Raw genomic sequence first — 23,529 nt, forward strand, 5'->3', positions numbered from 1 at the left:
ACTTTACGCGTCGCGGGTACGCAGCATGGCCCAGGCAGCGAGTGCCCCACCTGCGACCCAGCAGGCCAGCGTCAGGAACGCGACCGGAGCGCTGAGAGCCGCCGTCTCGCTGGGCATGATCGCGGCCTGTGCGGCCGCGACCGGAAGGTAGGCCGAGGCTTCGATAACCCATGCCCACGCCTCACCTGCGAAGGAGAAGAAGCTCGCGACGATGGGCAGCACGAACAGGACTCCGACGGTCGCAGCGATCGCTCCGGCGCCCGAGCGCAGGATGAATCCGAACGACACACCGATCAGTGCGAACACGGCCATGGCGAGCGAGGCCACCACGATCGGGAGGATCGATGCCGACGGATCCGACCAGTCGATGCTCTGATCCCGGGGCGCCACGATGAGCGATACCGCCACGGCAGCGAGGGCGAAGGTCACCAGGGACGACAGGAACATGAACACGGCCAGCACGGTCGACTTCGCGGCCAGCACCGAACCGCGGACGGGGTTCGCGGTGAGTGTCGAGCGGATCATCCCGGTCGAGTACTCGCCGGTGACCGAGATCGCCCCGATGATGCCGGCGAGCAGCATCGTGAACTGGATCGGCATGATGACCGCCTGGATCGGGTCGAAGCCCGGCATGTCCACCGCCTGGGCGATGAGCACGGCGATGCCGATCGTGAGGGCGGCCGCGATCCCGATCGACCACCAGGTCGAGCGCAGGGTGGCGAGCTTGATCCACTCGCCGCGCAGCGCGCGCACGAATGTCAGCCGTCGACCGGTGTCGACGCGAGGCCGCGTGGGAGCGGGAGCCTGTGTCGTGGTCATGAGATCTCCTTGGTGCGGTACTCGACGGAGTCGCCGGTGAGGGCGAGATACGCGTCTTCGAGTGAACCGGTGGTCGGGGTGAGTTCGTGCAGAGGGATGCCGCGATCTGCCGCGAGGTCGCCGATGCGAGCGGCGGGCAGCCCCACGATGTCGAGCAGGTCGGGAGCCGAGCTCACGATCTCCACATCCGGCCCGCCGATGGCAGCAGCCAGATCTGCCGGTCGCGGAGTGCGAACCCGCACGGTGTTCCGCGTCCAGGAGCGCACGAGGTCGGCGAGCGGAGCGTCCGCAAGCACGCGGCCTCGACCCATCACGATGACGTGGTCGGCGGTCTGCGCCATCTCGCTCATCAGGTGGCTCGAGAGGAGCACGGTGCGCCCTTCGGATGCCGCGTGCCGGACGAACTGGCGCACCCAGCGAACGCCCTCGGGGTCGAGGCCGTTGACCGGCTCGTCGAGGATCAGCGTGTGCGGATCGCCGAGCAGGGCGGAAGCGATGCCGAGGCGCTGACCCATACCGAGCGAGAACCCGCCCGCGCGCTTGCGAGCGACGGAGGTGATGCCCGCGAGGTCGATGACCTCATCGACGCGGGACGAGGGGATGCCATGGGTCGCAGCCATCGCGCGAAGGTGATTGCGTGCGCTCCGGCCGGTGTGCACTGCCTTCGCGTCGAGCAGCACGCCGACTTCGGTGAGCGGCGCGCGAAGCTTGCGGTATTCGCGGCCCGCGATGGCGGCGCGCCCGGACGTCGGGCGGTCGAGGCCGACGATCATGCGCATCGTGGTCGACTTGCCGGCGCCGTTGGGGCCGAGGAAGCCGGTGACGCTGCCCGGCTTGACGGTGAACGACACGTCATCGACGGCCGTCTTGTCTCCGAATCTCTTCGTGAGGCCTTCTGCTGTGATCATGGGGTCAACGTTACGGACCGACCCCCGAACCGCGCGTCCTCCTCAGGTACACATATCCCGGAGAGAGATCCACCTGCTGGCGGATATATCGGTTCAAGGCCGAGGCCGGGCCCGCACGCGTGCCGCCATCTCGTCCGACGCGAGGACCGCCTCGTCGACGATCTCTCTGGAGGGCGGCGCCGTCAGCCAGTCATGGCTCAGCGAGGCGGGGACGAGCAGCGGCATGCGATCGTGCAGATCGGCGAGGTGGGCTGGGGCCGGGCGCATCACGATCGAGTAGCACGTGAACCATTCGCCGTCGGCAGTGCGTCCGCGCTGCGAGACCGCTGCCATGCCGAACAGGGTGCCGTCGTCGACGATGAATTCGTTCCACTGCCGCGAGGGCTTCTGCATCTCGTACCAGCTCGTCGCCGGGACGATCGCTCGTGTCTTCGCGCCGCCTGGACGCTCCTGCAGGCGCTCTGACCGGGTGTTGATCGACGGGAACTTCGCCGGCTCGCCGTTGACGAGGAAGCCCCACCACGCCGGCTCCAGAATCGGAGCCGCGTCGGGCTGCACGATCAGAGGATTGAGGTTGCGCAGGTTCTTACCTGTCGGGCGGACGGTCTCGCCCGCATTCTCGCGCGCCCACACGCGCAGGCCCTCGAGCACCGCGTCGTCGGCGGCGGCGAGGAGTTCCGCATCGGTGAACCGGGGATCGAGACCGTAGCTCGCGCACATGCCGCCAGCGTAGACCCGGGCGCCGACATCCGCGCTTCGAGGAGCGAGCTGCTGCTCGGGTAGGGTCGACAGGTGCCAGAGACCCGCCGACTTCCCGCCCCCGTCGCGCTCGGCGGCGCAGTCGCGATCGGTGTCATGACGGCGATCCAGGCGCGGATCAACGGTGTGCTCGGCGTGCGTGTCGACGACGGTATCGTCGCGGGTCTCATCTCCTTCTCGGTAGGGCTCCTGGCGCTGGCGCTGGTGATCTCCTGCCTCCCCTCGGCCCGGCGGGGAGTGGCGCGGCTCTGGAGCGGTATCCGGCAGCAGACGATCCCCTTCTGGATGCTGCTCGGTGGCGCCTGCGGCGCGCTAACGGTCTCCACTCAAGGCCTCACGGCCGGTGTTCTCGGCGTCTCGCTCTTCACCGTCGGAGTGGTGGCGGGGCAGACCCTTCACGGCCTCGTGCTCGATCGGATCGGGTTCGGACCGGCCGGAGTCGTCGCGGTGACGCCTGGGCGGGTCCTCGGCGGTCTGCTCGCACTCGCGGCGGTCGGCATATCGCTCTCGGGAGATGTGCTGGCCTCCGCGCCCCTGTGGATGCTGCTGCTGCCTTTCACGGCGGGCGTCGGCATCGCGTGGCAGGCGGCGACCAACGGCCGTCTGGCTCAGCGTGCGCGCTCTCCGCTGGCCGCGACCCTGATGAGCTTCATCGCAGGCACCGTGGTCCTCGCGCTGGCGTCCGGCGTGAGCATCGCATTCCGCGGAGCGCCTGCGGCGCTGCCTGCTGAGCCCTGGTTGTACATCGGAGGCTTCCTCGGCGCCGCGTACATCCTCCTCGGCACGTTTATCGTGGCTCAGACCGGTGTGCTGCTGATGGGCCTGGGATCGGTGCTCGGGCAACTGGTCACATCGGTCGTGATCGACCTCATGTGGCCGCCGGCCGCTGGGCCAGCGCTGTGGCAGGTGCTCGCCATGGTCGTCGTCGCCGTGGCGTCCGTCGTCGTCGCCGTGCCATGGCGTCGACGACGACGCTGACGAGCTACTACTTCTTCTTCGTCTTCTTCTCGCTGCTCTTCTTCGCGCTCGCCTTGGGCATGCGCGTGACGAGTTTGCGGGCGTCGACAGCTTTGCGTCGCCCCGGCTTCTTCCCCTCGGGCTTGCCGCCGACGTACAGCCAGCCGAGGAGCTCCTCGTTCTTGCCGAGGCCGTGAGCCTTCGCGACGGCTTTCGCGCGTGTGTAGTGGCCCGTGCGCCAGATGACGCCCCAGCCGGCCTCGTCGAGGAGCAGACTCAGCGTGTGCGCGACACCGGACGCCACGGCTTCCTGCTCCCACCGCGGGACCTTGTCGCTCTTCTGGTAGCTGGCGACGACGGCGATGAGCAGCGGGGCGCGCAGCGGTTTCGACGAGGGGGAGGAATCGTCCTGGGCCTTTGCGATGGCCGCACCCAGCACCTCACGATCGGCACCGCGCAGTTCGATCAGCCGCCAGGGCCGGAGCGACGAGTGATCGGCGACGCGACCGGCCGCAGCGACGAACGTGAGCAGCTCGTCGCGCGTGGGAGCCGTGTCTTCGACCTTGGACCAGGACTGCCGTGCGCGGACGGCGTCGAGGGCGCTCACGAGGCGTCGGGGGTGAAGTTCATCGCGATCGAGTTCATGCAGTAGCGGTCGCCGGTCGGCGTGCCGAACCCGTCCGGGAAGACATGGCCGAGGTGTGAGCCGCAGTTGGCGCAGCGCACCTCGGTGCGCACCATCCCGAGGCTGTCGTCTTCGATGAGCTCGACCGCATCTGGACGGATCGACTCGTAGAAACTCGGCCATCCGCATCCGGAATCGAACTTCGTCCCGCTCTTGAAGAGCTCTGCGTTGCACGCGCCGCAGGTGTAGAGGCCGGCGCGCTCCTCGTCGAGCAGTTCGCCGGTCCAGGCACGCTCGGTCGCGGCCTGGCGCAGCACCGCGTACTGCTCATCGCCGAGCTCGCTGCGCCATTCGTCTTCGGTCTTGTCCACGCTGTACGACATGTGTCCTCCTGAGTCGCATCCATTCTCCCTCCTGCAGCGGTACCTCGGGTGCGCCGGGTCAGAATGGACGGATGACGGATGCTGTGCAGGAGCGCTATGCGCGCTTCGCCCGTGACGAGGCCCCAGGCCGCAGCCCGCTCTATGCGCAGTGGGCTGCCGGAGTCGCCGCAGATGAGGAGGTGCGAAGCATCTTGCGGCGTATCCCCGAGACGCGCAGGCAGCCGCCCCTGGTATTCGCTGTGACCCGGATGCTCGGTGCTGAGCTCTCCGGGTATCCGCAGTGGCGAGCCTTCGTGCTTCGCAACGCAGAAGAGGTGGTCGCGGAGTGCGCGAGCCGCAGCCTGCAGACGAACGAGCCACTCCGCCTCGCCGCTTTGCTCCCGGTGCTCTCCGAGATCGACGGCCCGATCGCGTTGCTCGAGGTCGGAGCGTCCGCCGGGCTGTGCCTCTATCCCGACCGGTACTCCTACCGGTTCAGGGGCGAGGACGGCGGACTCCGCCTCGCGCTCGATCCGGCGGACGGGCTCTCGACCGTTGTGCTGAATAGCCGGGTGACCGGCCCCCTGCCGCCGCTGCGGATGCCGGAGATCGTCTGGCGGGCCGGTATCGATCTGGCGCCGCTCGATGCGACCGACGAGCGAGACCGACGATGGTTGCGGGGGCTCGTGTGGCCGGGGGAGAGCGGACGGGAGGAACGTATCGACGCCGCGCTCGACATCGCAGCAGCCGACCCTCCGCTTCTCGTGGCCGGTGATGCTCTGGCGCGCGTCGACGCGGTCGCGGCCCTCGCGCCGAAGGATGCGACTCTCGTGGTCACGACGCCAGGCGTGCTGGTGCATGTTCCTCGAGCAGATCGGAACGAACTGGTCGAGCGGATCTCGCGTCTGGATGCCCGATGGATCACGATCGACCCGCCGGGCGTTCTCGACGTCTGGAAACCGGCGGTGGATGCGCGAGCCTGGCCGGGGTTCGTCGTCGCGCTCGACGGGCGCGTGCGTGCGGCAGCGGATCCGCTCGGGCGCTGGTGGGAGTGGCGAGCATCCCTTCCGGCGGATGCGCCCTAACCTGGAGCCATGCTCGGAGACCTCACGGAGCGCGATCGCGCGATCCTCGCCCTCGAGGTCGCCTGGCCGCGCCACGGCGGAGCGAAGGAAGAGGTCATCCGCGCCCAGCTGGGCATGAGCGCCGCCCGCTACTACCAGCTCCTCGACAGGTTGATCGAGTCGGATGCAGCCCTCGAGTACGATCCGATGCTGGTGCGCAGGCTGCGTCGGATCCGAGATTCACGGGCACGACGGCGCTCGGCACGAACACCCGGTTTCGTCGGCTGACGCCCGAGCGGATGCTCGTTTGCCGGCCCGATCCCGCGCCGAGGAAGGGATTGACAGGAAGGTGCCGCTAGCATCGAGGGGTGTCCAAGCCCTCCCGCGATCGCTTCGATGACGTTCCCCGTTCCTCCGGACGAGTGGGAGCGCATCGCGCCGAAGCCCCGGGGATGAACGGCTGGGTCGTGTTGCTGTGGTCTTTCGTCGCCGCGCTCGTGCTCATCATCGCCGGCATCTTCGGCTCTCTCGTGGTGATGGGGCGCGTCTCGCTCTTCCCCGAGGCGGCGCCGACCTCTGTCCCGACACCGGTGGAGACAGGCGTGGTCGACACCTCGATCTCTGTCATGATCCTCAACGGGACGCCCGAAGAGGGGCTCGACACGCAGATGCGCGACGTGCTCATCAACAACGGGTGGGCGTCGGACGCGGCCTTCGCCGGCGACAGCTCCTCCCAGGACTTCGCCACGACCACCGTCTTCTATGTCAACGACGAGGACGAGCTCGCCGCGATCGGATTGGCGAACCTTCTCGGAGGGGCGGCTGTCCAGCAGAGCGACTACTACTCCGGCCAGACGGAGGACGGGCAGAAGCAGTTCACGGTCGTGATCGGGCTCGACCGATCGACCTCGGCGCCTGAGACCTCGGAGGAGACTCCGGCCCCCTGACATCGGGATCTCCTCCCGCATCGGGCGGCTTGCACTCGAAGGTGTCGAGTGCCAGAATGGCGTTAGCACTCTCTCACTCTGAGTGCTAAACCCAACGTCTACGTCCAGGAGGGACGAAAAAACTCATGGCAAAGATCATTGCTTTCGATGAGGAGGCCCGCCGCGGCCTCGAGCGCGGCCTGAACATTCTCGCCGACGCGGTCAAGGTGACCCTCGGCCCGCGCGGCCGCAACGTCGTTCTCGAGAAGAAGTGGGGAGCCCCCACGATCACGAACGACGGTGTCTCCATCGCCAAGGAGATCGAGCTGGACGACCCGTACGAGAAGATCGGCGCGGAGCTCGTCAAGGAGGTCGCCAAGAAGACCGACGACGTCGCGGGTGACGGCACCACCACCGCCACGGTCCTCGCTCAGGCTCTGGTCCGCGAGGGTCTGCGCAACGTCGCAGCCGGCGCCGACCCGATCTCGCTCAAGCGCGGCATCGAGAAGGCCGTCGCAGCGATCACCGAGGAGCTCCTCGCGAGCGCCAAGGAGATCGACTCGAAGGAGCAGATCGCCGCCACGGCATCCATCTCCGCTGCAGACCCCGCGATCGGCGAGCTCATCGCCGAGGCGATCGACAAGGTCGGCAAGGAAGGCGTCGTCACCGTCGAGGAGTCGCAGACGTTCGGCACCGAGCTCGAGCTCACCGAGGGCATGCGCTTCGACAAGGGCTACCTGAACCCGTACTTCGTCACCGACCCGGAGCGCCAGGAGGCGGTCTTCGAGGACGCGTACATCCTCATCGCGAACCAGAAGATCTCCAGCATCAAGGACCTTCTGCCGATCGTCGACAAGGTGATCCAGGATGGCAAGGAACTCGTCATCATCGCCGAGGACGTCGAGGGCGAGGCTCTCGCCACCCTCGTGCTGAACAAGCTCAAGGGCATCTTCAAGTCGGTCGCCGTCAAGGCTCCCGGCTTCGGCGACCGCCGCAAGGCGCAGCTGCAGGACATCGCGATCCTCACCGGCGGCCAGGTCATCACCGAAGAGGTCGGCCTCAAGCTCGAGAACGCCACGCTCGACCTTCTGGGTCGTGCCCGCAAGGTCATCGTCACCAAGGACGAGACCACGATCGTCGAGGGTGCAGGCGAGGCCGAGCAGATCGAGGGTCGCGTGACCCAGATCCGTCGCGAGATCGAGAACACCGACAGCGACTACGACCGCGAGAAGCTCCAGGAGCGCCTCGCGAAGCTCGCGGGTGGCGTCGCCGTCATCAAGGCTGGCGCGGCCACTGAGGTCGAGCTCAAGGAGCGCAAGCACCGCATCGAAGACGCCGTCCGCAACGCGAAGGCAGCCGTCGAAGAGGGCATCGTCCCCGGCGGTGGCGTCGCGCTCATCCAGTCGGGCACCAAGGCTCTCGACGCGCTGTCGCTCACGGGCGACGAGGCGACGGGCGCGAACATCGTTCGCGTCGCGATCGAAGCTCCGCTCAAGCAGATCGCGCTGAACGCGGGTCTCGAGCCCGGCGTCGTCGCGAACAAGGTCTCCGAGCTTCCCTCGGGCCAGGGCCTCAACGCGGCAACGGGCGAGTACGTCGACATGTTCGCTGCGGGAATCATCGACCCGGCGAAGGTGACGCGCTCTGCGCTGCAGAACGCAGCATCGATCGCGGCACTCTTCCTCACCACCGAGGTCGTCGTCGCTGACAAGCCGGAGAAGGCTGCAGCTCCGATGGGTGACCCGTCGGGCGGCATGGACTTCTGATCCAACCCTCCTGACAGAACGCCCCCGGCTCCGGCCGGGGGCGTTCTGCGTTGACACCTCGGACGTGTCAGCGGAACAGGCTGGCTGAGTACTGGTCGGCATCTGCGTACTGAGTGGCGACAGAGCCGAGTGAGGTGCCGATCGATTCGAGCACCTGCTCCACATGAAGCTGTGCGCCCTGCCACTGCTCTGCGCAGCTTTGGAAGGCGTTGGACGCCGTGCCGGACCAAGTCGACTGCAGCTGCCGGAGCTGCGTCATGAGCGTCGCAGACTCGCCCTGAAGCCGCTCGATGGTGGCACGTGTCGCTCCGTTGGCTGCATGAACGGCTTCGGTGTCGACGGTGAAGACTGACATGGGAACTCCTTCTCGTAGGGGTTCCGAGGCTAGGCGGATGCCGAGGCCTGCGTCTTACGTGGCCTCAAGGGGCGCCGCGTGCTGTGCGCAACTTGCATCCTGAGCCCGCTGTGCAGCACGCAGTTACGAGCGGCCGTAGGAATGAGCACCCGTCGCTCGTGGAGCTCGAGCGAGGTCACGAGCCTCATGGAGCGGGCCTTCCTAGGGCAGATCGAGCCGGTCCAGGGGCTGAGTGTCTTCGAGGAGATGCGCGGGGGTGGCGCGGGCGGGTGCGAGGGGGAGCGTGACCGTGAAGGTCGCACCCCCGCCCGGGGTCTCCGTCACATCGACGCCGCCGTGGAGTGCCTTCAGGATCGACGCCACGATCGCGAGCCCGAGACCGGAGCCACCGGTCTCGCGTGCGCGTGAGGTGTCGGCACGCCAGAAGCGTTCGAAGATCTGCTCCCGGATCTGCGGGGGGATGCCCTCGCCATGATCGACGATCGCGATGCTCCCGGTGCCGCTGACCCTGTCGGAGTCGACGACGATCTCGATCGGGCCGTCTTCGGGAGAGAACCGGCGGGCGTTGCCCAGCAGATTCGTGACCACCTGACGCACCTTGTTCTCTTCGCCGAGCACGATCGGTGGAGTGCGCACGGGAAGATCAGGCACCTCGGTGAAGTCGATGGCCGGCGCCTGTTCCGCCTGTCGGGGGCGTCGGCGCAGCCGTGAGAGCGCGGCACGCGACAGCCCTCGCGGGGCAGGGGGCGTCGGCTGTACGGGAGCCACCTCGTACACGGGGATCGTGGTCTTGCTGTCCGCGGTGCGGTCGATCACCGTCACCGTCCTGCCGGGGGCCGCGGCACGCAGATCGAGGGCTGCGTCCCTCGCGATCGGCCTCAGATCGAGCGGCACGATCTCGGGCTCGCGTTCCTCATCCAGGCGCGCCAGGGCGAGGAGGTCTTCCACCAGGACGCCCATTCTGATGGCTTCCTTCTCGATACGCTCCATGGCTCGCGCCGTGTCTTCCTCGCCCTTGATCGCGCCCATCCGGTACAGCTCCGCGTAGCCGCGGACGCTGACCAGGGGAGTTCGCAGTTCGTGGCTGGCATCGCCGATGAATCGCCGCATGTGCTGGACAGTGCGGTCGCGTTGCGCGAGCGAGCGGTCCACGCGGTCGAGCATCGTGTTGATCGCGGCGTTCAGGCGGCCGACTTCCGTGGTCGGTTCGAGGTCGGTGAGTCGCTGCCGGAAATCGCCGGCAGCGATCGACATCGCGGTGGCTTCGACCTGACCGAGTCTTCGGAACGTGAGGGTGACGAGTCCGCGGGTGAGGAGCGCGGCGATCAGGATGGTGATCAGTGCGATCGTGATGTAGATGCCGAAGTACTGGCTGATGATGCGATCGGCTGGAGCGAGCGGCAAGGCGACCAGCTGGATGCGCAGGACGCCGCCCTCTCCCGGAACCACCGCGACAGCGGCGTGGAATACCTCGCCGTCAGCCCCCATCATCTCGAGCGGGATCTGATCGGTGTTGGCGGTCGCTTTCGCGAGGGAGTACTGAGCGGGGAACAGGGGTGCCTGGCCCGAGGTTCCCCGCGCGGTCGCACGAAGCTCACCTGTCGCATCGTAGATGGCGAACGAGAAGTCGCGAGGCTGCTCCTCGCGGGGGGTGTAGGTGGTGACACCGTCGACCGTCGCGGTGTCGAAGTAGCGCTCCACCAGATCGCTGGAGACCAGTGCCGGCAGCTGCGCGTCGATGTTCGCGACGAGGGCGTTGCGCAGAATCGGCACCGTTCCGATGCCCGCGACGAGCAGGCCGAGCGCGAGCACCGCGACCGTGACCCCGGTGACCTTCGCCCGAAGGCTGATGCGGCGCCACCAGCTGGTGACCGCATCGGGCTTGTGCGCCATGCGGCCCTCCCTGGTGCGGCGAATCTGCCGCGGGGCGGCGTCGATGGTGGTGCGGTGGTCGTCAGACCGTCTTGCCGACCTTGAGCATGTAGCCGAAGCCGCGCTTGGTCTGGATCAGCGACTCCTCGGTGTGCGGGTCGATCTTGCGGCGGAGGTAGGAGATGTAACTCTCGACGATGCCGGCGTCGCCGTTGAAGTCGTACTCCCACACGTGGTCGAGGATCTGGGCCTTCGACAGCACGCGGTTCGGGTTGAGCATCAGGTAGCGCAGCAGCTTGAACTCGGTCGGGCTCAGCTCGATCGGCTCCTTGCCGACGTGGACGTCATGCGTGTCCTGGTCCATCGACAGTTCGCCGGCACGGATGATCGACTCTTCGTCGGCCTGCATCGTGCGGCGGAGGATCGCCTGCGCCCTGGCGACGATCTCGTCGAGGCTGAAGGGCTTGGTGACGTAGTCGTCACCGCCGGCGTTGAGGCCCTCGATCTTGTCCTCGGTGCCGTCCTTCGCCGTGAGGAAGAGAATCGGAGCGGTGAATCCTGCGCCGCGAAGGCGCTTGGTCACGCTGAACCCGTTCATGTCGGGGAGCATGACATCCAGGATGATGAGGTCTGGCTCCTCTTCGAGGACAGCCGAGATCGTTGCGGCGCCGTTGGCGACCGTCTTCACCTGGAATCCGGCGAAGCTGAGACCCGTCGAGAGCAGGTCGCGGATGTTGGGTTCGTCGTCGACGACCAGGATGCGCGGAGCAGTCATGTCCCCATTATGGTGACTTCGGCCATGTGGATGCTGACTATTGTGCGGAACGGCGTGGAGTCGACCCCTCGACGGCGGGTCACAACCGGGTTCGTGCGGCATCCTGACGCAGAGATCCCCCCGCAGTCGGATGCGCTGCATAGCTGTGCACGGAAGGATCGATGCATGAGTTCGAACGAGGACGACACCGCCGCCCCCGCATTTGTCATCGCCCCCGTGGCGCCGCTGCGCGCCGAGCACATCGCCTACCACCGGCTGGCGCGCCTGCGGCCGCGCTATCGCTGGTGGCGGATGCTGCTGACGGGACTCCTCGCGGTAGCGCTCTACATCGGGATCCTGCTGGTCGTGCTCGTGCCGCTGATCATCGTGTCGATGTTCGTTCCTGCGTGGGGTGTCGAGACACAGGCGCTCCTCACGACGCAGCAGTATTTCGACCTCGACCGCCCCTGGCTCCTGGTCGCGCTCGTGCTGCCACTGATCCTGATGATCCCCGCGCTGCTGCTGGCATCGCGCATCGTCGAGGGCCGCGGGGTCGGCCTGCTCTCATCCGTCACCGGGAGACTGCGGATGGCATGGCTCGGGCAGAGTCTGCTGCTGGCGCTCGGGGTATTCATCGTCTACTTCGCCGTGCTGCTGGGATGGTCCGCCCTCAGCGGAGGGGCGGTGGCCGCAGACTTCTCCCACCCCCGGCTGTGGGTCATGGTGCTGCTCGTCTTGCTGCTCATCCCGTTCCAGGCCGCGGCCGAGGAGTATGTGTTCCGCGGATACTTGATGCAGCTGGTCGGCAGCTGGCTTCGTCATCCGGCCTTCGCGATCCTCCTGCCCGTGCCGCTGTTCGTCCTCGGTCACGGGTACGACATCTGGGGCGCGGTGAGTGTGGGGCTGTTCGCGATCGTCGCCGCTTGGCTGACCTGGCGCACGGGCGGTCTGGAAGCTGCGATCTCGCTGCACATCGTCAACAACGTGCTGATCTTCCTGCTCGGCTCCGTCACCCTGGTCGACGCCAACGCGACCTCGGGAACACCCGTCGATCTGATCGGCTCGGCTCTTGCGATGATCGTCTACGCCGTGCTCGCCGACCGTTGGGCCGGAAAGCTCGGGATCGCACGGACAGCGCGCGCTGCGAGCGTCACGGGCGCAGCGAACGGCACCCATGATCTGGGTCGCGTTCTGCACGGCTGAGCGGAACGGCTGCGTCCCGCGTGCTCAGGCGGCGATCGCGTCGGAGTCCATGATCGTGTAGCTGTACCCCTGCTCGGCCAGGAACCGCTGGCGGTTCTGGGCGTAGTCCTGGTCGATCGTGTCACGGGCGACCAGCGTGTAGAAGCTCGCGGTATGCCCCGACTGCTTCGGTCGCAGCAGACGACCCAGACGCTGAGCCTCTTCCTGACGTGAACCGAAGGAACCGGACACCTGGATGGCGACGGACGCCTCCGGGAGGTCGATCGAGAAGTTCGCCACCTTCGAGACCACGAGCAGCGAGATGTCGCCCTCACGGAACGCACGGTACAGCTCTTCGCGCTCGTCGATCGGGGTGGCCCCCGTGATCTGGGGCGCGTTCAGGGCTGTCGACAGCGACTCCAGCTGATCGAGGTACTGTCCGATCACGAGGATGCGCTCGCCTTCGTGCTTCGCGATGAGCTCCCGCACGGCCTGGACCTTGGCGGGCGCGGACGCCGCGAGCCGATAGCGTTCGTCGTCCGTCGCTGCGGCGTACTCGAGCCGGTCGCTCGGCGGAAGGTCGATGCGCACCTCGTAGCAGGCAGCGGGGGAGATGAAGCCCTGCGCCTCGATCTGCTTCCAGGGGGCGTCGAACCGCTTGGGCCCGATCAGGCTGAAGACGTCGCCTTCGCGCCCGTCCTCGCGCACCAGGGTCGCGGTGAGTCCGATGCGGCGTCGAGCTTGCAGATCGGCGGTGAGCTTGAACACCGGTGCCGGAAGCAGGTGCACCTCGTCGTAGACGATGAGGCCCCAGTCGAGAGCATCCAGCAGCGCCAGATGCGCGTACTCGCCCTTCCGCTTGGCTGTGAGGATCTGGTAGGTCGCGATCGTGACCGGCTTGACCTCCTTGGCCTGTCCCGAATACTCGCCGATCTCCTCGGGGGTGAGGCTGGTGCGCTTGAGCAGCTCGTCGCGCCACTGCCTCGCCGACACGGTGTTCGTGACGAGGATCAGCGTGGTCGTCTTGGTCGCGGCCATCGCGCCGGCGCCGACGATCGTCTTGCCTGCGCCACAGGGGAGCACCACGACGCCGGAGCCGTCTTTCGAGAAGGCGTCGACGGCATCCTGCTGGTAGGGGCGGATGTGCCAGCCGTCTTCGGCGAGGGCGATCTCGTGCGGGGTTCCCGGGGTGTACCCGGCGAGGTCTTCGGCAGGCCAGCCGATCTTCAGCAGTTCCTGCTTGATCTGCCCGCGCGCCCACGCGTCTACGACGAACGTCTCAGGCGAAGGGTGCCCGATGAGCAGCGGTTGGATGCGCTTGTTGTTCGCGACCTGCGCCAGGACAGCGGGGTCGGAAGAACGTAGGATCAGCGTTCCCTCGTCGTCACGTTCGATGACCAGCCGCCCGTAGCGGTTCACGGTCTCACGCAGATCGACCGAGACCGACGGCGGAACGGGGAAGCGCGACCAGCGGTCGAGTGTCTCGAGCATGTCTTCGGCGGTGTGCCCCGCAGCTCGGGCGTTCCACAGCCCGAGGCGAGTGATCCGATACGTGTGGATGTGCTCGGGAGCGCGTTCCAGTTCGGCGAAGATCGCCAGCTCGTGACGGGCGCTCTCGGCGTCGGCGTGGGCGACTTCGAGCAGCACGGTGCGATCGCTCTGGACGATCAGTGGGCCATCAGACATAGCTCACCAGTTTAGCGGTCGGATGAGGGGCTCGGCCTACGGCGCGACGATCGTCGCGTTCAGAATGCTCGACACCGGCAGCGTGCGCTCCACATCGGCAGCGCGGTCTCGTCCTCGAAGCCTGCCCCCGCCGATCCCGGTCGCTTCGAGGAGGAGCTCTCTGGTGGACCCGTCCGGCATCCCGACGGTGACCTGGAGAACGGACTTCGCCCGTACGGCGGCTTCGAGCTCTCGGTCGAGCCACGCGGCGTCGGCATCCGGACCCTGGTGCGAGCGGAGCCGTGAGATCAGGGGCATGAGGTCGGTGGAATCCGCGCTCGGCATCGGGGCGGGGGGTGCCGGGTGCCTCTCGCGCACGGGGAGGGCGCCGTCGGCTCCCACGAGGGTCGCCGGGTACCGTGCGTCGGTGAGCGCCCAGTAGACCGTCTCTCGGCTGACCCGGGTCGTGAGCGACTCGACGTGCGCGGTGAGTGCGAGCGGACGCAGCGACTGGTCCACCGCCATCGCTTGGATGAGGTGCGTGTCGGTGCTCTCGATCCGGGTACGACCGGTCTCCTCATCGGTGGAGACCCGGACCAGTCCGTGTCGCTGGGCCGTCTGCGCGATCAGGTAGCTGAGGGGCTGGGGGATGCCGGTGAGCGAGACGGAGGTCAGGAAGTCGAGGATCGATTGCTCTGTCTCACCTGCGACGAACGCATGCGCGACGGATTCCGAGGTGAAGCGATAGGAGGAGGCCTGGGCCGCGGACTCTCGGGCGGCGATCGTGCGCAGCCGCACATCCAGCGCGGGCTCCAGGGGGCCCGGTGCGATCGCCGTCAGGTCGTTCTGCAGGAAGATCCGGTCGACTTCGGTCGGCAGCAGCCGAACCAGGCTCGCGGCGGCGGCCTGTTCCCCTCGGCGCAGGCCAACAGCCCATTCGGGCTCGGTCCCGTCTTCGGCGATCAGGCCGAGGAGTCGGGCAGCCTCGTACAAGGTGCGCGAGCGGTCCGGCCACGCCGGGTCCCACGGGTGCGCGAGAGCCCACGCTTGCGGGGGGATCCATCCGCCGGAAGCCGAGCGGATGCCGCGTGGGAGCGCGTCGCGGAACGAGGTCGCCAGCAGCGACCATCGATCCCCGGCGGAGGAGCGCAGCCAGTCCTCTGCCGACTGACTCGAGCGCAGCCGGCGGTCTGCGGCCACGGCGAGTCCGGCTTGGAGCGCGACCGCGGCGAGGGTGTCGACGATCTCTGCGGCAACTCCCGCATCCGCGAGCTGACGCTTCTCACCGGCGCTGACGCCGCCGCCTGTGAGCAGTGCGAACGGGCTCTCCCTGGCTATCAGGAGTAGATCCGCGAGGACGGCGACGGTGGTGAAAGCGCGCTCTGCGGCATGCGCCGACGCGGTCTCCGATGACGGGGACGCAGGGGTCTCCACGGGCGTAACGGGTGCTGCGCGTCCGGCGATCGCCGCCACCACTGGAGGGTAGGGCGTGCCGTCAGGCCGCAGCAGAGCGAGTGCCGTCAGCTGCTGCAGTTCGCGCCCGGTCGCTTCGCCCGACACAGCAGCGAGCAGCGCTGTGGCCTCGGACGCCGTCAGCGACGGGAGGACGCGACCCAGCGACACCGGATCCAGCAGTGCCTCAGCGGCATCGAAGAAGTCTTGCCACGCGGCATCCGGTCGCACGCTTCGTGCGCCGAGGAGGTGGCGGAGGTCATCGTCGCTCGCCGCGGCCAGCCAATCCGCCAGCGGTCGCGCGTGAGTACTCATGGCAGAGGCCTCAGGAACGCGAAGACGCGCGGCCCTTTCGGATGAAGCTCATCGTCAGGAGCGCGATGATCATGAGGAACGCGACCGGTAGGCCCCAGTAGGGGATCGCTGCGATGACGGGCCACACACCCTCGCCGAAGGAGGCCTGCCCCATCCCGAGCCAGGTTCCGATGATGATGGCGAAGAAGCACACCACGGATGCCGCGGCGATTCCGAGCGCGCCGAACGCCAGGATACGATCCAGCCGGCGGACGGGAACCTCCGGGTCAGAATTCTTCGTGCTCATCCGTCTCACCCTACTCGCACCGCGGCCATCGGTTCCGCGCACCCCGCGACCGGTAGGCTGGAGGAACGCGCATGAGCGCGTCCACTGTTCTGCACATCGATATCAGCGAGGTTCTCCCATGCCCACCGGCAAGGTCAGGTTCTACGACGAAGACAAGGGTTTCGGCTTCATCGCCAGCGATGACGGCCAGGACGTCTTCCTGCACGCCTCCGCGATGCCAGCAGGCGCTGCGGTGAAGGCCGGTGCGCGCGTGGAGTTCGGCGTGGCCGATGGGAAGCGCGGCCTGCAGGCGTTGTCGGTGCGTGTGCTCGAGGCGCCGCCGAGCCTGTCGAAGGCGAAGCGCAAGTCGGCAGACGACATGGCGATCATCGTCGAAGACCTGGTGAAGCTCCTCGACGGCATCGGCGGGGACCTGCGCCGTGGGCGCTACCCCTCCTCCGCACACGGCCGCAAGATCGCGGCCGTCCTACGCAAGGTCGCTGATGACCTCGAAGCCTGACGCCGACGCCCGTCTCGTCGACGCACACGACCTCGCGCTGGCCGCTCTGCGTGAGATCACGCCCGCGTCGACCGTCGGCCCTGCCGCCGGGTACCTCGCCGAAGAAGACGGCTCGGTCTCGCTGCGATTCGCGAACCGGCTCCCCGGCTACCCCGGGTGGTACTGGACCGTGACGGTCGCCCGGGTGGACGACGAAGAGCCGACTGTGCTCGAAGTCGAGCTCCTTCCCGGAGACGGTGCACTTCTCGCCCCGGATTGGGTGCCGTGGGCCGAGCGTCTGGCGGACTATCGGGCGCACCAGGTCGAACTCGCCGAGGCAGCGGCTGCGGCCGATGACGGTGCGGCTGCTGGCGATGATGTCCTCGACGACGATGTTCTCGATGATGACGACGACGACGATGATGACGACTTGGACGACGGCGAAGCCGATATCCTGCACGCCGGCGATCTCGACGGTGTCGACATCGATGAGCTCGACGACTCCGAAGACGACGAGTCCGACGACGAAGACGACGACGAAGACGCCGACGACGACGACGACGCCGACGTCCTGGATGCGGACGCCGGCGAGGTCGACGAAGAGGAGTGACCTCGGGCGGTCAGCCGCCCAGGTTCTCCAGCACGTAGTCGATCGATCGGGTCAGCTGGCGCACATCGTCCGGCTCGATCGAGACGAACGTCGCCACGCGCAGCTGGTTGCGGCCGAGCTTGCGGTAGGGCTCCGTGTCGACGATGCCGTTGGCGCGGAGCGTCTTCGCGATCGCGGCGGCGTCGATGCTGTCGTCGAAGTCGATCGTCGCGACCACGGGAGAGCGGTGCGCCGCGTCGACGACGAACGGCGTCGCGACCGAAGAGGCCTCGGCCCAGTCGTACAGCACCGAGGATGACTCGGACGTGCGGGCCGCGGCCCAGGAGAGACCGCCGTTGTCGAGGATCCAGCTGAGCTGGCTGTCGAGCAGGTGCAGGGTCGTGAGGGCCGGAGTGTTGAGCGTCTGGTTGAGCCGCGAGTTGTCGACCGCGTTCTTCAGGCTCAGGAACTCCGGGATGTAGCGACCCGATGCCGCGATGCGCTCGATGCGCTCGATCGCGGCGGGGGAGACCGCGGCGAACCACAGGCCGCCGTCCGAGCCGAGGTTCTTCTGCGGTGCGAAGTAGTAGACGTCTGCCTGGGCCGCATCGAAATCGATGCCGCCCGCAGCGCTGGTCGCATCGATGACGGTCAGAGCACCATCGGCATCGACGCGCTGGATGGGTGCCGCGACGCCGGTCGAGGTCTCGTTGTGAGGCCAGGCGTACACGTCGATGCCCGGAACGACCTCCGTGACGGTCAGGGAGCCCGGCTCGGCCTTGCGCACATCGGGCGCCTCGAGCCAGGGTGCTGCGGACGAGGCCGCGAACTTCCCGCCGAACTCGCCGAACACGAGGTTCTGGCTGCGCCGTTCGATGAGCCCGAAGGCTGCTGCGTCCCAGAATGCCGTGGAGCCGCCGTTGCCCACGAGGATCTCATACCCCTCGGGCACTCGGAACAGCGCGGCGAGCTGCTCTCGGATGCTGCCGACGAGGTTCTTCACCGGGGCCTGGCGGTGCGACGTCCCCAGGATCGTCGCTCCCGACGAGATCAGCGCCTCGAGCTGCGCCGGGCGCACCTTCGAGGGACCGCAGCCGAAGCGGCCGTCAGCGGGCAGGAGGTCACGGGGAATCTCGATCGCCATGCGTCGATTCTAGGGGGCGCTCGGCATGTCGCCGGACCGGGAGCGGGTCCGATGTCGCCGCGGGAATGTAGGCTTGCCTAAGAACCTCGGAGGGCCTGCACATGACCGATCTGATCGACACCACGGAGATGTATCTCCGCACCATCCTCGAGCTCGAGGAAGAGAACATCGTGCCGCTGCGTGCGCGTATCTCCGAGCGTCTCGGCCATTCCGGACCGACCGTCTCGCAGACCGTCGGCCGCATGGAGCGCGACGGTCTCGTCATCGTCTCGGAGGATCGGACGCTCGAGCTCACCGAGGCCGGTCGTCGCAAGGCCGTCGACGTGATGCGCAAGCACCGTCTCGCCGAGCGTCTGCTCTCCGACGTGATCGGGCTCGACTGGGCGTTCGTGCACGAAGAGGCATGCCGCTGGGAGCACGTGATGAGCGAGCAGGTGGAGCGCCGCCTGGTCGAACTGCTCGGGCACCCGACGGAGTCGCCGTACGGCAACCCCATCCCCGGGCTCGACCAGCTCGGCGACGTGCCCGCTCGTACGTTCGATGAAGGCGTCATCGGTCTCGTCCAACGACTGAACGCGGCGGGTGAACCCGTCGAGGGAACCGTGCGTCGTCTCGCCGAGCCGGCGCAGGTCGATCCGGAGCTGCTCGAGCAGCTCCGCGATGCCGGAGTGGTTCCGGGCGCGCACGGCGACTTCCGCTTCAGCGAGGGCTACGTCCTCATCCAGATGGACGGCAAAGAGGATGGACTGGAGCTCCCCGTGGAGCTGGCGTCGCATATCTTCCTGGTGGGTGAACCGGCCTGATCCGGCCTGAAATCCGGGCCTGACACCGGTGCGGAGGTGCGCGGTCGCGAGCTTCTGCGGCGATTGTCAGTTTCCTGGGGTGACATGATCGTTATCTTCCGGTAGCCTCGGTCAGGTCGCCAGCGAAGAAGCCCGCTGGAGATGAACCCGCGAAGATTTGCCTTCCAGGCTCGTCGTCTTCACGGCAGGAACGCACAAAGTACCCGAGCTACATTCGTGCCACGAGAGCAGAGTGCCGACGAGCCAGCGCTACCCGAACAGCGCGAGGGCCCAGGAGGACCAAGTTTTGGCCGCAGACATCGAACAGCCCGCGAAGAAGACATCTGAAGACCGAGTACCCGCCCGCCGAGTCGGCGCGCGTATGAGTGCTCGAAAGGCTGTCAAGCCACTCCGATCCATTGCCATCTTCGGGGCCGTCGGTGCATTGGTCGCCGGAATCGCTCTGCCTGCTTTCGCATCGTCGAAGCCGAGCGAAGCAGCCCCCACGACGGTGCAGCAGCTCGCAGCCGTCGACGCGCAGTCGCTCGTCGTCGCTTCGCAGGCCACCGCAGCACCGCTCGCTCGCGGCACGTTCAGCGCGACGACTCCCGAGGAGATCGCGAAGAAGAAGGCAGAAGAGGCGGCCGCCGCTCGCGCCGCCGCTGCTGCCAGCACCGCGACAGCTTCCACCTCCTCCCGGTTCAACACTGCGGGATACGCCCTCACCTCACCGGGGTCCGGCGAGGTGCGCTACCCGTTGCCGATGGGCTCGTGGAACGTCAGCCGCACGGTGGGCGGTGGGCACAACGGTGCCGACATGCTCGCTCCGGCCGGTACGCCGATCTACGCGGCCGCCGGTGGAGTCGTCCGCGCCTCCGCAGAGAGCATCGGCGGCTACGGTGTTGCCGTGATGCTCGACAGCGTCGTCGGTGGTCAGCGAGTGCAGACGACCTATGGTCACATGCTCTACAACTCGCGACAGGTGCAGACCGGTCAGACCGTCTCGGCGGGTCAGCTGATCGGCTACGTCGGCAGCACCGGCCGCTCGACCGCCAACCACCTCCACTTCGAGGTCTGGATCAACGGCGGGCTCGTCGAGCCCATGTCGTGGCTCTCGGTCAACGCCGGCTGATCTTCGGACACGCCTCTTTTCATTCATCTGCTGTTTCGCCTTGCACACAGCGTGATGGGTTAGCCTGAACCCGTTGTCGTACAGGTGGGAGAGGCTGATGGAGCGAATACCGAGCATCCGAACCATGGATGCCCTCGGTCGTCACGTCCTTCTGCATAGCCCGCAGGGATGCCACGGCGTTGCCGTGCGCGAAAGGCGCTGTCTTTAGACGGCGCCTTTTTTCGTCCCCGCGATCGCTCTGCCTCCTGCACGACCTCGTGTGAGTCGAGAGTGCCGGGAAGCCGTCCCGGCGGATCGAGAGGATGACGAATGCGCACACTGGTCCTGAATGCCGGATACGAGCCGCTCGCGATCGTGTCGTTCAAGAGAGCCTTGGTGCTCGTGATGAATGACAAGGCGACCGTGATCGAACGCATGGAAGAAGACCCCGTCTGGGGCACCCATGGCGTCTACGATCGCCCGGCGGTGATAATCCTGGCCCGGTACGTCCGGGTGCCGACGAGCCGACGTGCGCCGGTCACACGTCGCGGTGTCCTCCGCCGAGACAATCACCGCTGTGGTTACTGCGGGAAGGCGGCATCCACGATCGATCATGTGCTGCCACGCTCGCGTGGGGGAGCGGACTCCTGGGAGAACCTCGTCGCCTGCTGCCTGCGCTGCAACAACGTCAAGAGCAACCGCACTCCGCAGGAGATGCGCTGGCAGCTTCGGTTCACCCCGCGACCTCCGCACGGGACTGCCTGGACCGTGCGCGGAACCGAACGCAGCGACCCGCGATGGGAGCCGTACCTCGCACTGGCGGCCTGAGACGTGCAGAAGGGGAGCCACCCTCCGGGCGGCTCCCCTTCTGCACGTCGTGCCCGCGCTTCCGCCACCGGCCACTCCACGCGCCGCGAGATCACGAGGCGAGGAACAGCGACCACGCAGGCCGGCGCGCGGAGCCTCGGGCCGGCGGGGGCCCGCTGACGGGGGCCTGAGACGTGCAGAAGGGGAGCCACCCTCCGGGCGGCTCCCCTTCTGCACGTCGTGCCCGCGACAGGATTCGAACCTGCGACCTGCCCTTTAGGAGAGGGCTGCTCTATCCCCTGAGCTACGAGGGCGCGCATCCAGTCTAAGCGACCGGGCACGCGCCGCCGCGTCTCAGTCCTCTCCGCGCCGCCACAGCTTCGATGGCCACCAGATGGCCTTTCCGATGTCATACGTCAGGGCGGGAACCAGCAGCGAACGGACGACGAACGTGTCCAGCAGCACACCGAAGGCGACGATGAACGCCAACTGCACGAGGAATAGGATCGGGATCACCGACAATGCGGCGAAGGTCGCGGCGAGGACGAGGCCTGCCGATGTGATGACCCCACCCGTGATCGACAGCCCCCGCAGGATCCCCTCTCTCGTGCCGTGAGCCTTCGACTCCTCGCGCACTCGCGTCATCAGGAAGATGTTGTAGTCGATGCCGAGCGCGACCAGGAACACGAACCCGAAGAGCGGAACGGCCGGGTCGGCGCCGGGGAACGCGAAGATCCCGTTGAAGACGAGCGCCGACACTCCCATCGCCGTGCCGAAGGACAGCACCGTCGTCAGGATCAGCAGCACCGGCGCGAGGACGGAGCGCAGGAGCAGCATCAGGATGAACATGATCACGACGAGGATGACCGGGATGATGAGGTTCCGGTCGTGGATCGAGGCGTCGTTGGTGTCGATCGAGGTCGCGGTGACCCCGCCCACGAGCGCATCCAGCCCATCGAGTTCGCTGCGGAGCTCGCGCACGGTGGATGCCGCGGCATCCGAGTCTGCGGCATCGGTGAGCGTGCCCTGAAGGAGCACGTCGCCATCGACCGTCGTGGGGTCGGGCACAGGCGTGCCAGGTGCGCCGACGGCGGTGATGCCGTCTGCGGTCACGGGAGCAGTGCCGCTGGGCGAGTCGGCGGCGGTGACCGAGACCGCATCGATGCCGTCGTTCGCGAGCAGGACGTCGGCGGCGTCCTGCAGTTCATCCTCGGCCACGACCACATACACCGGGCTGCCGGATCCACCGGGGAAGTGCTCGCCCAGCGCCACCTGACCGTCCCGCGCCTCGGAGGCGCCGAGCACCAGATCGGACTGCGGAATCCCGTCCGCATCGAGTTGGGTGATCCCCGCCGCTCCGACCAGGAGCACGAGGGTCGTGACGATCCAGATGGTACGCGGGCGGCGCTTGATGAGGCCGGCGAGGCGCGCCCACAGCCCTGTCGTGCGCATACCGTGCTCGGAGGCGACGAGCTCCGGTTCGAAACGCGGCCGTCGAGGCCAGAACACCGCGCGGCCGAAGAGCAGCAGCAGTGAAGGGAGCAGGGTCAGCGCCGAGAGCATGGCGAACACGATGCCGATCGCCGCGACTGGGCCCAGGGTGCTGTTCGATTTCAGGTCGCTGAGCAGAAGGCACAGGAGCCCCGCGATCACCGTGCCGCCCGAGGCGACGATCGGCTCGACCGAGCCCTTCCAGGCCGAGAGGACCGCCGTGCCCTTGTCTTGCGAGACGCGCAGCTCCTCACGGAACCGAGCGACGAACAGCAGGGCGTAGTCGGTGGCGGCGCCGATGACGAGGATGAAGAGGATGCCCTGTGTCTGGCCGCTGAGCAGCAGCACCTCGAACTTCGCGAGCCACCACACCACGAGGAGAGCTACGCAGAGCGCGAAGAGGCTCGTCGAGAGCACGACGAGCGGCAGCAGGAACGAGCGGTAGACGAGCACCAGGATGACCAGCACCGCGAGAAGCGCAACGCCGAGCAACAGGCCGTCGATTCCGGCGAATCCGGCGACCAGGTCGGCGCTGAATCCGGCAGGTCCCGTGATGTAGACCGTGATCCCCTCGGGAACACCGGTGCCGAGCTCGTCTCCGAGTGCGGCGGTCGTGTCGGCGAGCTCGGCATCGCTGTCGATCGGGATGAACGCCTGGACCGCTCGCCCGTCGTCGGAGGGGAGCGCGGGCGAGACGTCGTCGCCGACACCTTCCACATCCGGGGCGGCGGCGACGGCATCCGAGATCGCATCCAGCTGAGTCTGGGTGAGCTTCTCATCGGAGGTGAACACAGCGATGGCCGGGATCGAGTCGCTGTCGTTGAACTCGCCGAGCAGCTTCTGCACCTGGGTTGCGTCGGCGGATTCCGGCAGGTAGGTCGTCTGCTCGTTGGAAGAGACCTCGTCGACCTTGCCGAACAGCGGCCCGCCCAGCGACGCGCCCACCAGCCACACGAGGATCAGCGCCACAGGAAGAAGGACGCGGACCCAGGAGTGGCGCCGCGAACGTTTCCTGATGGGCGGAGTCGGCGTGGGGAGGGGGCGGGACATCGGGTTCCTC

Annotated in this window: 24 protein-coding genes and 1 tRNA gene; 11 read left to right on the top strand and 14 right to left on the bottom strand. The window is 67.5% G+C overall.

The genetic code is table 11. The annotated features are described in order from the left end of the window. Positions 1–3: 3 nt before the first annotated feature. From ACIQTX_RS07350 to ACIQTX_RS07360, 3 genes are all read right to left on the bottom strand, one after another. On the bottom strand, positions 4–819 hold the full coding sequence (locus ACIQTX_RS07350; RefSeq protein WP_402970683.1) for an ABC transporter permease: 816 nt from the start codon (positions 817–819) through the stop codon (positions 4–6). Then, entirely contained in the window at positions 816–1,727 is a 912-nt protein-coding gene (locus tag ACIQTX_RS07355; protein WP_028503325.1) for an ATP-binding cassette domain-containing protein, read from the bottom strand. Before ACIQTX_RS07355 ends, ACIQTX_RS07350 begins: the two co-directional genes overlap by 4 nt. A 93-nt stretch (positions 1,728–1,820) precedes the next feature. After that, positions 1,821–2,447: an SOS response-associated peptidase family protein gene (locus ACIQTX_RS07360; protein WP_402970687.1), complete on the bottom strand. Its 627-nt coding sequence runs from the start codon at positions 2,445–2,447 to the stop codon at positions 1,821–1,823. Between the two features lie 72 nt (positions 2,448–2,519). Between ACIQTX_RS07360 and ACIQTX_RS07365 the strand changes: the two genes are divergently transcribed. After that, positions 2,520–3,464, top strand: coding sequence for a DMT family transporter (locus ACIQTX_RS07365; RefSeq protein WP_402970690.1), 945 nt, complete (start codon positions 2,520–2,522; stop codon positions 3,462–3,464). A gap of 7 nt (positions 3,465–3,471) precedes the next feature. On the opposite strand, the gene ACIQTX_RS07370 is transcribed toward ACIQTX_RS07365, so the two are convergent. After that, a complete protein-coding gene (locus ACIQTX_RS07370; RefSeq protein ID WP_402970693.1) occupies positions 3,472–4,050 on the bottom strand; it encodes a nitroreductase family protein in 579 nt (192 codons plus the stop codon). Then, positions 4,047–4,451 carry a peptide-methionine (R)-S-oxide reductase MsrB gene (gene msrB / locus ACIQTX_RS07375; protein WP_028503322.1) on the bottom strand — a complete coding sequence of 135 codons (405 nt, stop codon included), beginning with the start codon at positions 4,449–4,451 and terminating at the stop codon, positions 4,047–4,049. Before msrB ends, ACIQTX_RS07370 begins: the two co-directional genes overlap by 4 nt. A gap of 71 nt (positions 4,452–4,522) precedes the next feature. Between msrB and ACIQTX_RS07380 the strand changes: the two genes are divergently transcribed. From ACIQTX_RS07380 to groL, 4 genes are all read left to right on the top strand, one after another. Beyond that, a complete protein-coding gene (locus ACIQTX_RS07380) occupies positions 4,523–5,515 on the top strand; it encodes a DUF2332 family protein (RefSeq protein WP_402970698.1) in 993 nt (330 codons plus the stop codon). Between the two features lie 9 nt (positions 5,516–5,524). After that, positions 5,525–5,782: a DUF3263 domain-containing protein gene (locus ACIQTX_RS07385; RefSeq protein ID WP_028503320.1), complete on the top strand. Its 258-nt coding sequence runs from the start codon at positions 5,525–5,527 to the stop codon at positions 5,780–5,782. An 80-nt stretch (positions 5,783–5,862) separates the two neighbouring features. Beyond that, positions 5,863–6,441 (top strand): LytR C-terminal domain-containing protein, encoded by a 579-nt coding sequence (locus ACIQTX_RS07390; RefSeq protein ID WP_258131539.1) that lies wholly within the window; start codon positions 5,863–5,865, stop codon positions 6,439–6,441. A 125-nt stretch (positions 6,442–6,566) separates the two neighbouring features. Continuing rightward, positions 6,567–8,186 (top strand): chaperonin GroEL, encoded by a 1,620-nt coding sequence (groL, locus tag ACIQTX_RS07395; RefSeq protein ID WP_028503318.1) that lies wholly within the window; start codon positions 6,567–6,569, stop codon positions 8,184–8,186. Between the two features lie 67 nt (positions 8,187–8,253). Here groL and ACIQTX_RS07400 read toward each other — a convergent pair whose 3' ends face one another. The 3 genes from ACIQTX_RS07400 to ACIQTX_RS07410 all read right to left on the bottom strand — a co-directional run bounded on the left by ACIQTX_RS07400 (position 8,254) and on the right by ACIQTX_RS07410 (position 11,188). Then, positions 8,254–8,541 carry a WXG100 family type VII secretion target gene (locus ACIQTX_RS07400; RefSeq protein ID WP_028503317.1) on the bottom strand — a complete coding sequence of 96 codons (288 nt, stop codon included), beginning with the start codon at positions 8,539–8,541 and terminating at the stop codon, positions 8,254–8,256. Between the two features lie 201 nt (positions 8,542–8,742). Then, entirely contained in the window at positions 8,743–10,434 is a 1,692-nt protein-coding gene (locus tag ACIQTX_RS07405) for a sensor histidine kinase (protein ID WP_402970703.1), read from the bottom strand. A 61-nt stretch (positions 10,435–10,495) separates the two neighbouring features. Continuing rightward, a complete protein-coding gene (locus tag ACIQTX_RS07410) occupies positions 10,496–11,188 on the bottom strand; it encodes a response regulator transcription factor (RefSeq protein WP_021199050.1) in 693 nt (230 codons plus the stop codon). 165 nt (positions 11,189–11,353) lie between these two features. On the opposite strand from ACIQTX_RS07410, the gene ACIQTX_RS07415 reads away from it, so the two are divergent. Continuing rightward, the gene (locus ACIQTX_RS07415) at positions 11,354–12,370 is read left to right on the top strand and encodes a lysostaphin resistance A-like protein (protein WP_402970708.1); all 1,017 of its coding nucleotides are present in this window, start codon (positions 11,354–11,356) and stop codon (positions 12,368–12,370) included. Positions 12,371–12,394: 24 nt separating this feature from the next. Here the strand turns inward: ACIQTX_RS07415 and ACIQTX_RS07420 are convergent, their stop codons facing one another. From ACIQTX_RS07420 to ACIQTX_RS07430, 3 genes are read right to left on the bottom strand one after another with little or no spacing between them, the layout of a single operon-like run. Further along, on the bottom strand, positions 12,395–14,035 hold the full coding sequence (locus ACIQTX_RS07420) for a DNA repair helicase XPB (RefSeq protein WP_028503315.1): 1,641 nt from the start codon (positions 14,033–14,035) through the stop codon (positions 12,395–12,397). A 36-nt stretch (positions 14,036–14,071) separates the two neighbouring features. Next, positions 14,072–15,781, bottom strand: coding sequence for a helicase-associated domain-containing protein (locus ACIQTX_RS07425; protein WP_402970711.1), 1,710 nt, complete (start codon positions 15,779–15,781; stop codon positions 14,072–14,074). 10 nt (positions 15,782–15,791) lie between these two features. Then, complete coding sequence (locus tag ACIQTX_RS07430) at positions 15,792–16,067, bottom strand: multidrug ABC transporter ATPase (RefSeq protein ID WP_105527042.1); 276 nt, start codon at positions 16,065–16,067, stop codon at positions 15,792–15,794. Between the two features lie 118 nt (positions 16,068–16,185). On the opposite strand from ACIQTX_RS07430, the gene ACIQTX_RS07435 reads away from it, so the two are divergent. Together ACIQTX_RS07435 and ACIQTX_RS07440 are read left to right on the top strand one after the other, a co-directional pair. Further along, the gene (locus ACIQTX_RS07435; protein WP_028503312.1) at positions 16,186–16,566 is read left to right on the top strand and encodes a cold-shock protein; all 381 of its coding nucleotides are present in this window, start codon (positions 16,186–16,188) and stop codon (positions 16,564–16,566) included. Next, a complete protein-coding gene (locus ACIQTX_RS07440; RefSeq protein WP_402970715.1) occupies positions 16,550–17,155 on the top strand; it encodes a DUF3027 domain-containing protein in 606 nt (201 codons plus the stop codon). The genes ACIQTX_RS07435 and ACIQTX_RS07440 overlap by 17 nt, the downstream gene beginning before the upstream one ends. 10 nt (positions 17,156–17,165) lie before the next feature. Here ACIQTX_RS07440 and serC read toward each other — a convergent pair whose 3' ends face one another. Further along, on the bottom strand, positions 17,166–18,278 hold the full coding sequence (gene serC / locus ACIQTX_RS07445; protein WP_402970718.1) for a phosphoserine transaminase: 1,113 nt from the start codon (positions 18,276–18,278) through the stop codon (positions 17,166–17,168). Between the two features lie 101 nt (positions 18,279–18,379). On the opposite strand from serC, the gene ACIQTX_RS07450 reads away from it, so the two are divergent. From ACIQTX_RS07450 to ACIQTX_RS07460, 3 genes are all read left to right on the top strand, one after another. Then, the gene (locus ACIQTX_RS07450; protein ID WP_028503309.1) at positions 18,380–19,081 is read left to right on the top strand and encodes a metal-dependent transcriptional regulator; all 702 of its coding nucleotides are present in this window, start codon (positions 18,380–18,382) and stop codon (positions 19,079–19,081) included. 361 nt (positions 19,082–19,442) lie between these two features. After that, a complete protein-coding gene (locus ACIQTX_RS07455) occupies positions 19,443–20,192 on the top strand; it encodes a M23 family metallopeptidase (protein WP_036274530.1) in 750 nt (249 codons plus the stop codon). A 309-nt stretch (positions 20,193–20,501) separates the two neighbouring features. Next, positions 20,502–20,999, top strand: a complete 498-nt coding sequence (locus ACIQTX_RS07460) for an HNH endonuclease (protein WP_028503307.1) — start codon at positions 20,502–20,504, stop codon at positions 20,997–20,999. A gap of 220 nt (positions 21,000–21,219) precedes the next feature. Here ACIQTX_RS07460 and ACIQTX_RS07465 read toward each other — a convergent pair. Together ACIQTX_RS07465 and ACIQTX_RS07470 are read right to left on the bottom strand one after the other, a co-directional pair. After that, positions 21,220–21,292 (bottom strand) — tRNA-Arg (locus ACIQTX_RS07465). Between the two features lie 40 nt (positions 21,293–21,332). Continuing rightward, a complete protein-coding gene (locus ACIQTX_RS07470) occupies positions 21,333–23,519 on the bottom strand; it encodes an MMPL family transporter (protein WP_402970723.1) in 2,187 nt (728 codons plus the stop codon). Between the last annotated feature and the right edge of the window lie 10 nt (positions 23,520–23,529).

The organism is Microbacterium sp. NPDC090281 (assembly GCF_044769635.1).
GTDB lineage: Bacteria > Actinomycetota > Actinomycetes > Actinomycetales > Microbacteriaceae > Microbacterium.

Excerpts from the sequence above, each read along its gene's own strand:
- ACIQTX_RS07350 (WP_402970683.1), bottom strand. The coding sequence starts at position 819 with ATGACCACGACACAGGCTCCCGCTCCCACGCGGCCTCGCGTCGACACC.
- ACIQTX_RS07355 (WP_028503325.1), bottom strand. The coding sequence starts at position 1,727 with ATGATCACAGCAGAAGGCCTCACGAAGAGATTCGGAGACAAGACGGCC.
- ACIQTX_RS07360 (WP_402970687.1), bottom strand. The coding sequence starts at position 2,447 with ATGTGCGCGAGCTACGGTCTCGATCCCCGGTTCACCGATGCGGAACTC.
- msrB (WP_028503322.1), bottom strand. The coding sequence starts at position 4,451 with ATGTCGTACAGCGTGGACAAGACCGAAGACGAATGGCGCAGCGAGCTC.
- ACIQTX_RS07380 (WP_402970698.1), top strand. The coding sequence starts at position 4,523 with ATGACGGATGCTGTGCAGGAGCGCTATGCGCGCTTCGCCCGTGACGAG.
- ACIQTX_RS07385 (WP_028503320.1), top strand. The coding sequence starts at position 5,525 with ATGCTCGGAGACCTCACGGAGCGCGATCGCGCGATCCTCGCCCTCGAG.
- groL (WP_028503318.1), top strand. The coding sequence starts at position 6,567 with ATGGCAAAGATCATTGCTTTCGATGAGGAGGCCCGCCGCGGCCTCGAG.
- ACIQTX_RS07400 (WP_028503317.1), bottom strand. The coding sequence starts at position 8,541 with ATGTCAGTCTTCACCGTCGACACCGAAGCCGTTCATGCAGCCAACGGA.
- ACIQTX_RS07405 (WP_402970703.1), bottom strand. The coding sequence starts at position 10,434 with ATGGCGCACAAGCCCGATGCGGTCACCAGCTGGTGGCGCCGCATCAGC.
- ACIQTX_RS07410 (WP_021199050.1), bottom strand. The coding sequence starts at position 11,188 with ATGACTGCTCCGCGCATCCTGGTCGTCGACGACGAACCCAACATCCGC.
- ACIQTX_RS07415 (WP_402970708.1), top strand. The coding sequence starts at position 11,354 with ATGAGTTCGAACGAGGACGACACCGCCGCCCCCGCATTTGTCATCGCC.
- ACIQTX_RS07420 (WP_028503315.1), bottom strand. The coding sequence starts at position 14,035 with ATGTCTGATGGCCCACTGATCGTCCAGAGCGATCGCACCGTGCTGCTC.
- ACIQTX_RS07425 (WP_402970711.1), bottom strand. The coding sequence starts at position 15,781 with ATGAGTACTCACGCGCGACCGCTGGCGGATTGGCTGGCCGCGGCGAGC.
- ACIQTX_RS07430 (WP_105527042.1), bottom strand. The coding sequence starts at position 16,067 with ATGAGCACGAAGAATTCTGACCCGGAGGTTCCCGTCCGCCGGCTGGAT.
- ACIQTX_RS07435 (WP_028503312.1), top strand. The coding sequence starts at position 16,186 with ATGCCCACCGGCAAGGTCAGGTTCTACGACGAAGACAAGGGTTTCGGC.
- ACIQTX_RS07440 (WP_402970715.1), top strand. The coding sequence starts at position 16,550 with ATGACCTCGAAGCCTGACGCCGACGCCCGTCTCGTCGACGCACACGAC.
- serC (WP_402970718.1), bottom strand. The coding sequence starts at position 18,278 with ATGGCGATCGAGATTCCCCGTGACCTCCTGCCCGCTGACGGCCGCTTC.
- ACIQTX_RS07450 (WP_028503309.1), top strand. The coding sequence starts at position 18,380 with ATGACCGATCTGATCGACACCACGGAGATGTATCTCCGCACCATCCTC.
- ACIQTX_RS07455 (WP_036274530.1), top strand. The coding sequence starts at position 19,443 with ATGAGTGCTCGAAAGGCTGTCAAGCCACTCCGATCCATTGCCATCTTC.
- ACIQTX_RS07460 (WP_028503307.1), top strand. The coding sequence starts at position 20,502 with ATGCGCACACTGGTCCTGAATGCCGGATACGAGCCGCTCGCGATCGTG.
- ACIQTX_RS07470 (WP_402970723.1), bottom strand. The coding sequence starts at position 23,519 with ATGTCCCGCCCCCTCCCCACGCCGACTCCGCCCATCAGGAAACGTTCG.